Origin of the sequence: Salinisphaera sp. (assembly GCF_035690525.1) — a bacterium.
Lineage (GTDB): Bacteria > Pseudomonadota > Gammaproteobacteria > Nevskiales > Salinisphaeraceae > Salinisphaera.
Genome location: NZ_DASSKM010000033.1, coordinates 1 through 7,971 on the forward strand (window position 1 = coordinate 1; position 7,971 = coordinate 7,971).

Sequence of the window (7,971 nt, forward strand, 5' to 3'; positions counted from 1 at the left end):
GTCCTTGTGTACATCCAACCCGACATAAACGCTAAACTCGGTCATGACCTGCCCTCCTCAATGTGGCTCTGCTTGGGAACGTTCCCGTCCTCAACGTAACCCACGTTCGTTGAGGACGGGCAGGTCAACCCATGGTGTCTAGTCGATTGACTGGTCGATTGCCCGGCGATTGCCCGATTGCCCGGCGCCGCCGGCTTAACCGGATGCCTGGCGCGTGTGCTTGCGATCGCGCCGCCGCATACGGCGGACTTCGCCACTGAGATCGATGCGAGGCATATCGAGCCGGCGATAAAACGGAATCCGGCTGCGCCAGTTCGGCGTTTCGGTGACGTAGGCGCGACGATAGCCGGCCCGCGCGGCGGCGCGTCGAACCCGGGCGTCGGTATCGCCGAACGGATAGGCCAATGTGTCCACCGCTCGACCGAGCCAGGATTCGAGCTCCCGACGCGCGTCCACGAGCTCATCGACCAGTTCGGTGTCGGTGCAATAACGCAGGTCCGGGTGACTCGCCGTATGCGCCCCGATCGTGATCAGCTCGTGCGCGGCCAATCGATCGAGCTGCGCCCGGTCCAGATAATCCGCGGTGAGCTGAGCGGTGCTCAGGTCGTAGTCGCGCATCAGTGCTTGTTGCGCGGCTAGGCGATCGGCCACGGTCATTGTCTTGAGGCGATCGCGAAGCGCGGCGTAGACGCCCGGCGCGTCCAGCCCGCTGCTGTCGATAAGATCGCGCATCGATGCGCGCTCCCAATCCAGGCGGCGTGCCACGGCAGCGGCAACCCGGGCGAGTAGCGCGTGGCGGCGCGCAACGAATCCGGTGGTCACGAACACCGTGGCGCGTTGCTCGTAGCGTTCCAGAATCGGCAGCGCGGCGAGCAGGTTGTCCGCGTAGCCGTCGTCGAAGGTCAGCACGGCGTAACGGCCGTAGCGGCGAACGAAGCTGTCCAGATCGTCCGGATGCACGTGCGTGAGGCGATCGGAACTGATTTCGGGCGCGGACATAGGGTCGGCCACGCCGTGGCCGAAATAGATGGCCGGCTGCGTCGGTTTTCGCGACATATCGATAGATAACCTGGGTCAACGGTCAAACGCGGCGGCGGTCGGGCGCGCCGCATGATGCGTTATCGTAGCCGCCTGCGACGATATGGGCAGCCCGGCCGCCCGTTGCCGTCACCCATGCCCGAGGATCGTCGATGAGCGAACAGCCCGTCCACCCGCGCGTCAGCGTACTGATACCGGCGTTCAACGCCGGGCGTTACATCGGTGAGGCGATCGAGAGCGTGCTGGCGCAGAGTTGGACCGATTTCGAGTTGATCGTGGTTGATGACGGCTCGTCCGACGATACGGCCGCGGTGTGTGCCGCCCGCGCACGCGCCGATTCGCGCGTGCGGCTGATAAGCCAACAACGCAATCGCGGCCGGCCGTGGGCGCGCAACGAGGCGTTACGATGCGCCCGCGGCGAGTTCGTCGCGATGCTCGATGCCGACGATCGCTGTATGCCCGACCGTTTGGCCACGCAGGTGGCGTTTCTGCAAGCCCATCCGACGATCGACGTGGTGGGCAGTTGGTGGCACACGATCGACGAGAACGGGCAGCGTTTGCCTCCCAATCGCAACAAGCAGCGCTATCTCACCGCGGATGCCGTGATCAGCTATCTGCTGTTCTGCGGGATCATCCATAACCCGACCGTAATGGCTCGCACCGAGGTGCTGCATCGGCACGGCTACGACTCGGACTTCCCGGTCGCACAGGATTATCATCTGTGGGGTCGCATGGTCGGCTCCCACCGTTTCGCCATCATTCCCCGGCCGCTGACCGAATACCGGGTGCACCCGACCCAGGCCTCAAGTGCGCGCGCGCTCGAAGCCCGCGCGCGCCGGCGCGATATCCAGGCCGCCCAACTCGACGCGCTCGGCATGACGTACGACGAAGAAGATCTGGTTTATCACAACCTGATCTACAGCGGCCGCAAGCTGTTTGAAGCGCATGCCGGGCGGCCGATGGACCGTGAATATGTGCGTTGGGCGAGCCGATGGCTACCGCGTTTGGTCGCGGCCAATCAGCGCTTCCGGCGCTACCCCGAGCCGGCATTTTCGCGTCTCGTTGCGCGGTTATGGGGTCAACTCTGCCGTAAAGCGTCGAGGGACGATGCCGCCGGCGTGTGGCGCGAATTTCTTGCCTGCTCGTTATCGTATCGCCTGCCGCGCGCTGTTCTCGCCGATCTGAACGATGCGCGGCGAATGCAGCGGTACGGGTGATGGATCGCAATAGCCTGCCGATATCTTGGCGGCGCGCGGCTTGGCGCCGCCACTTCAGCTGACCACCGTATTGGTTGGTTTGGGCCGGCTTGCCACGAATCCACCACGCGGGCCATCGGGGCCGATACACTGCGGGCACAGCCCGGCCGTATAGGACAGTCCACCGATGAGCGCGAATCGCACGCAGCCGTCTGATCAGTTGCGCGACGAGATCGCCGGTTTGAGCCGGTTCGTCGATCGGTGGTGCGAAAGTGAACCCGAACGGTTACGCACCGTAGCGCACGAAGGGCGGCTCGATCCGTCGCGTGATCCGGCGCCGGGCGAAGCCCCGGTACCCGGCGACGACGACGGCTTTATGCGGGCGCTGCGGTCCTATCGCAACGAAAGTCTGGCAATCATCGCCATGCGCGACTTGGCCGGCCTGGACGCGCTCGATGCCACGCTGGACGCGCTGAGCGAACTGGCCGATCGCTGCATCGAGGCGGCGCTACAACAGGCCGAGGCCCGGGTAGCCGAGCGCTACGGGGCGCTACGCAATCGCCAGGGTGAGCCCGTGCGCCTGATCGTGATCGGCATGGGCAAGCTCGGCGGGCGCGAGCTGAATTTCTCGTCCGATATCGACCTCATCTTTTCCTACGACGGCTATAACGGCGTTGAACCGGACGCCGATCTGGACGCGGCCGGCTATTGCCGGCGCGTGGCCCAGCGCACGATCCGGCTGCTGGCCGAATCCACCGCCGAAGGTTTCGTCTATCGCGTCGACACGAGGCTGCGCCCGTTCGGCGACGCCGGCGCGCTGGTCGGCTCGATCGCGGCGATGGAGCAGTACTACCAGGCACACGGGCGCGAGTGGGAGCGCTATGCGTGGATCAAGGCCCGCCCGGTGGCGGGGGATATCCAAGGCGGGCAGCGCCTGATCGATACGCTGCGGCCATTCGTCTATCGGCGTTATCTCGACTACGGCGCGTTCGAGTCGATCCGCGAAATGAAAACTATGATCGACCGCCAGGTCGCCCGCCGCGATTCCCAGGCCAATATCAAGCTCGGCTATGGCGGCATTCGCGAGATCGAGTTTCTGGCCCAGGTCTTTCAACTGGTGCGGGGCGGCCAGGAATCGGAGCTGCGGGACAACCGGCTGCGCCCGATGCTGGCGCGGCTGGCCGATGCCGGCCATCTCGAGGGCGAGACCGCCGAGCGGCTCGACGCCGGCTATGTCTTTCTGCGTCGGCTGGAAAATCGCCTGCAGATGGTCGACGACCGCCAGACCCACGAGTTTCCCGAGGACGCCGACGAGCGCGCCCGGCTTGCGCGCGCTATGGCGATGGCCGACGGCGACACCTTGGCCGCCGAGACCGAGCGGATGCGCAGCGAGGTGCATGCGTTGTTCGAGCGGGTTTTCGCCACCCCAGATTCCAAACACAAGGCCCGCGCCAGCGATCGCGAGCACGCCGCGCTGGCAGCGCTCTGGGAAGAAACGCTGTCCGACGAAAAGGCCGACGACCTGCTCGAGCGCTACGGCATCGAAGATACCGCGGCGGTGCGCCAGGCGTTGGCCGATCTCAAGGACCAGCGCCGCTATCGTATTCTCGAGGCGCGCGGCCGGCGCTGGCTGGGCGAGCTGATCCCGGCCGTCATCGTCGCCTCGGCCCATACCGACACGCCGGAGCGCGCAGTGCAGCGGACCTTGTCGGTCGTTAGCGAGATCGTCGGGCGCAGCAATTACATCGCGCTGCTGGTGGAATACCCGGCGGCGTTGTCCACGCTGATGCGATTGTGCGGGGCCAGCGAGTGGATAACCGAGCGCATTGCCGAACAGCCGGCGCTGCTCGATTCATTCCTGGATCCGCGGCAGCTCTACCACCCGCCGCGCCGGTCCGAGATAGAAACCGAACTGGCCGAGGACCTGGCCGCCTTCGACATACTGGATCTCGATCAGCGCATGAATGCGCTGCGGCGGTTCACGCAGAAGGCCATGCTGCGCATCGCCGCCGCCGACGTGACCAACGCCATGCCGTTGATGATCGTGTCCGATCATCTCACCGCGCTCGCTGAGGTCGTGCTGGATGCGGCGCTCGGTATCGCCTGGGACCAGATGAGCGATCGCTACGGCGAGCCGCGCCTCGACGATGGCCAGCACGCACCGTTCGCGGTGATTGCCTACGGCAAGCTCGGCGGGCTGGAACTGGGCTACACCTCGGATCTGGACTTGGTGTTCGTCTACGACAGTTCGTCCGAAGCGCCAACGCAGGGCGGGCGGCGTGAACTGACCCATCAAGTGTTTTTCACCCGGCTGGCGCAGCGGCTGATCCATATCCTGTCGACCGCGACCCCGGCCGGGCGCGCCTACGAGATCGATATGCGCCTGCGGCCCTCAGGCAATGCCGGGCTTATGGTGACGCATATCGAGGCGTTCGCGCGCTATCAGCGCGAACAGGCTTGGACCTGGGAACACCAGGCCCTGGTGCGTGCCCGGCCGGTAGCCGGGGATGAGCGACTCGGCGCGCGATTCGCGGAGCTGCGCCGGGAGCTTCTGGCCACCGAGCGCGATCCGGCGGCCCTGGCGGCCGAGGTCCGGTCGATGCGCCGGCGCATGCACGAAGTGAAGGACGAGACCAGCGACGCCCGCTGGGACGTCAAGCAGATGCCGGGCGGGCTGATCGATATCGAGTTCATGGCCCAGTACGTAGCGCTCGCCTATGGCCACGACTGTCCTGAACTGCTGATCTTCACCGACGCCATCCGTATTCTCGAGACCATGGAGTCGGCCGGGCGCGCCGACTACGAGGATATCCGCGCGATGACGCGCGCCTATCGCGATTACCGGCGCGTGGCGCACGCCGCGGCCCTGCAGCGCCAGCGCGCGATGATCGATCGCGACAGCCGGCGCGAGGCCGAGCGCCAAGCGGTCGCCGAGCTGTGGGACCGCTGGATCGACGAGCCGGCGAGTCGGGCCGGCGGCGGGCCGGCCGATGGCCATAGCAATGACGATAGCAAGTGAGCCGGATGGCAGCGGACCCGCGTGTTCTCACCCACGTCAATCTCGCCCGCGGTTTCCGCGGCGGCGAGCGACAGACCGAGCTTCTGATCCGCGAGCTGGCGGGCCACGGTATGCCGCAGCGCTTCATCGGCCGGCGCGATCAGCCGTTGGCCGCGCGGCTGGCGGATGTGCCAAAGCTGGAGATCCGGGCCATCGGCAAGCCGTTCATCGCGCACGTCGGCAAGGCCCGCGGCGGTTTGCTGCATGCCCATGACGGCCACGGCGCCCACTTCGCCCACGCGGCGAACCGGCTGGTCGGCGCGCCTTATGTCATCACGCGGCGTGTGGACAACCGGCCGGGCGGATCGCGGACGACGCGCGCGATGTATCGTCGCGCGGCCGGGGTCGCCGTGCTGTCGGAGGCGATCGGGCGCGTCATGACGGCTTACCTGCCGGGCCTCGAAGTCATCCGTATTCCGAGCGCGGCCGGCGCATTGGCCGTCGATCGCGAGGCGGCCGCGTCGCTGCGCGCAAGCTGGGGCGGCACGTGCATCGTCGGCCAGGTCGGCGCCCTCGACGATTCGCAGAAAGGCCAGTACGACACCCTGGCCGCGGCGGCGCGGCTGGGCGAGAGCGACGACGGCTGGCGGTTCGTGCTGGTCGGTGGCGGCCGCGACGAGACCGCTTTGCGCGCGGCCGCGGCCGCAGCGGATACCCTGGCCCCGCAGGTGTTTTTCACCGGCCATGTGGACAACGTGGGCGATCATCTGGCGGCCTTCGATATCTTCGTCTTTCCGTCGCGCCACGAGGGGCTGGGTTCGACGCTACTGGACGCCATGCAGGCCGGCCTGCCGATCGTGGCCAGCGATGTCGACGGCATCCCCGAAATCATCGAGCACGAGGTCAACGGATTGCTCGTGCCGCCGGGCGATGCGTACGCTCTCGCTTTTGCCGTGCAGCGATTGCGCGACGATCCGGCGTTGGCGCAGCGGCTCGCGGCCGCCGCCCGCGCGCGCGTCGCCGGTTATACTGCCGCGGCCATGGCCGGGCGCTATAGGCGCTGGTACGCGGAAATCGGCGCGGACGTGGCGGGTTTGTCGCAAGAGGATCGATTAAGATGATTATCGTTACCGGCGCCGCCGGATTCATCGGCAGCAATATCGTCGCCGGGCTCAATGCGCGCGGTATGCGCGATATCCTGATCGTCGACGATCTGGCCAATGGTCATAAGTGCCTGAATTTGGCCGATCTGGACTTCTCGGATTACCTCGAATACGACGAACTCGAGCGCCGCATGGCCGCCGACGCCATGCCGGACACCGTCGAAGCCGTCTTTCATGAAGGCGCCTGTTCGGACACCACCGAATGGGACGGACGCTACGTGATGGCGCGCAACTTCACTTATTCGAAGACGCTGCACGCATGGTGTCAAACGCATCGCGTGCCGTTTCTCTACGCCTCGTCGGCGTCGGTCTACGGCATGGGCCCGGAATTCGTCGAACGCCGCGATGCCGAGAAGCCGCTCAACATGTATGCGTTCTCCAAGTTCGCTTTCGATCAATATGTGCGGGCGCAGGCCGATACGGCGGATACGGCCGATTCGCAGGTGGCAGGTCTGCGCTATTTCAACGTCTACGGCCCGCGCGAGGGCCACAAGGGCCGGATGGCGAGCGTCGCGCGGCATTTCTCGAACCAGATTACCGAAGACGGCGAATGCCGGCTGTTCGCCGGTTCACAGGGCTACGGCAGCGGCGAACAGCGCCGGGATTTCATCCATGTCAACGACGTGGTCGCGGTCAATCTCTGGCTGCTCGACAATCCGCAGGTCTCGGGCATATTCAATTGCGGAACCGGACGTTCGCAGACGTTCAACGAGGTCGCCGACGCGGTGATCGGTTGGCACGGTCGCGGCGAGAAACGCTATATCGAATTTCCCGAGGCGCTGGTCGGCCGCTATCAGAGCTTTACCGAAGCCGACATGGCCGCGCTGAACAACGCGGGTTATCCGTACGATTTCATGCCGGTGGAAGAGGGCGTGCCGCGTTATCTCGACTGGCTGGCCGTTCGCGGCTAGGAGCCTGTCGGACTCGGGGGTTCGTAGCGAGCATGGTGGGACGGCGAGCAGAAATTTTCACGATTTTGAGGCGCATAGTGGTTCTACGTAACGAGAAATCGGGGAAATTTATGCCGGTGTCCCACCAGCGCAGTAGAATCATCCTGAGTTCGGCAGGCTCCTAGATACGCGGCGTGTCGGAAGTGTCGGAAGCGCTACGTATCGCGCATTATGTGAGCCTGTCGGGTTTCGGCGGGGTTGAACAGCAGTTCGCGGCGTTCGCGCCGCGGGCGGCCACGCGTTCCGGCGTCGGCCAGACCGCGGTCGCCTGTAGCAAGGAAGTGCATCCGCAGCATGCGGCGGCTCTCGAAGTGCTTTCCGATCTGGCTTTCGAGAAGAAATGCAGCGGCATCGAGATTCCGCGCTGGCCGCGGGCGCTGCGCCGGGCTTGGTCGCGCCGTATCGTCGCCCGTCAGAAGTGTGACGTCGCGCTGTTATGGAACCGGTTGGGGCAGCAGTCGCGAATGCTCGACGTGCTGGGCCCGCGCCGTTCGTTGTACTGGGAGCACGGTTCCGCCTGGTTGTATGGCGAGGACGAGGCAAAACGCGATGCGCTGTCGCGGCTGCCCGCCGCCATCGGCAACTCGCATGCGGCGCGCCGCATGCTCCAATTGCGCTGGCGTTAC

Annotated in this window: 5 protein-coding genes and 1 pseudogene; 5 read left to right on the plus strand and 1 reads right to left on the minus strand. The window is 65.7% G+C overall.

All coding sequences use genetic code 11. The features are described from left to right. Nucleotides 1-195 precede the first annotated feature (195 nt). Nucleotides 196-1,056, minus strand: a complete 861-nt coding sequence (locus tag VFJ08_RS02025) for a polysaccharide deacetylase family protein (RefSeq protein ID WP_324994631.1) — start codon at nt 1,054-1,056, stop codon at nt 196-198. A gap of 134 nt (nt 1,057-1,190) precedes the next feature. On the opposite strand from VFJ08_RS02025, the gene VFJ08_RS02030 reads away from it, so the two are divergent. The 5 genes and pseudogenes from VFJ08_RS02030 to VFJ08_RS02050 all read left to right on the plus strand — a co-directional run. Next, nucleotides 1,191-2,255, plus strand: coding sequence for a glycosyltransferase family A protein (locus tag VFJ08_RS02030; protein ID WP_324994633.1), 1,065 nt, complete (start codon nt 1,191-1,193; stop codon nt 2,253-2,255). A gap of 166 nt (nt 2,256-2,421) precedes the next feature. After that, nucleotides 2,422-5,253, plus strand: coding sequence for a bifunctional [glutamate--ammonia ligase]-adenylyl-L-tyrosine phosphorylase/[glutamate--ammonia-ligase] adenylyltransferase (glnE, locus tag VFJ08_RS02035; RefSeq protein WP_324994635.1), 2,832 nt, complete (start codon nt 2,422-2,424; stop codon nt 5,251-5,253). A gap of 5 nt (nt 5,254-5,258) precedes the next feature. Then, entirely contained in the window at nt 5,259-6,353 is a 1,095-nt protein-coding gene (locus VFJ08_RS02040) for a glycosyltransferase family 4 protein (protein WP_324994637.1), read from the plus strand. After that, nucleotides 6,350-7,306: an ADP-glyceromanno-heptose 6-epimerase gene (gene rfaD / locus VFJ08_RS02045; RefSeq protein WP_324994639.1), complete on the plus strand. Its 957-nt coding sequence runs from the start codon at nt 6,350-6,352 to the stop codon at nt 7,304-7,306. The genes VFJ08_RS02040 and rfaD overlap by 4 nt, the downstream gene beginning before the upstream one ends. Nucleotides 7,307-7,479: 173 nt before the next feature. After that, nucleotides 7,480-7,971 (plus strand): annotated as a pseudogene (locus VFJ08_RS02050) (hypothetical protein); the annotation flags it as partial.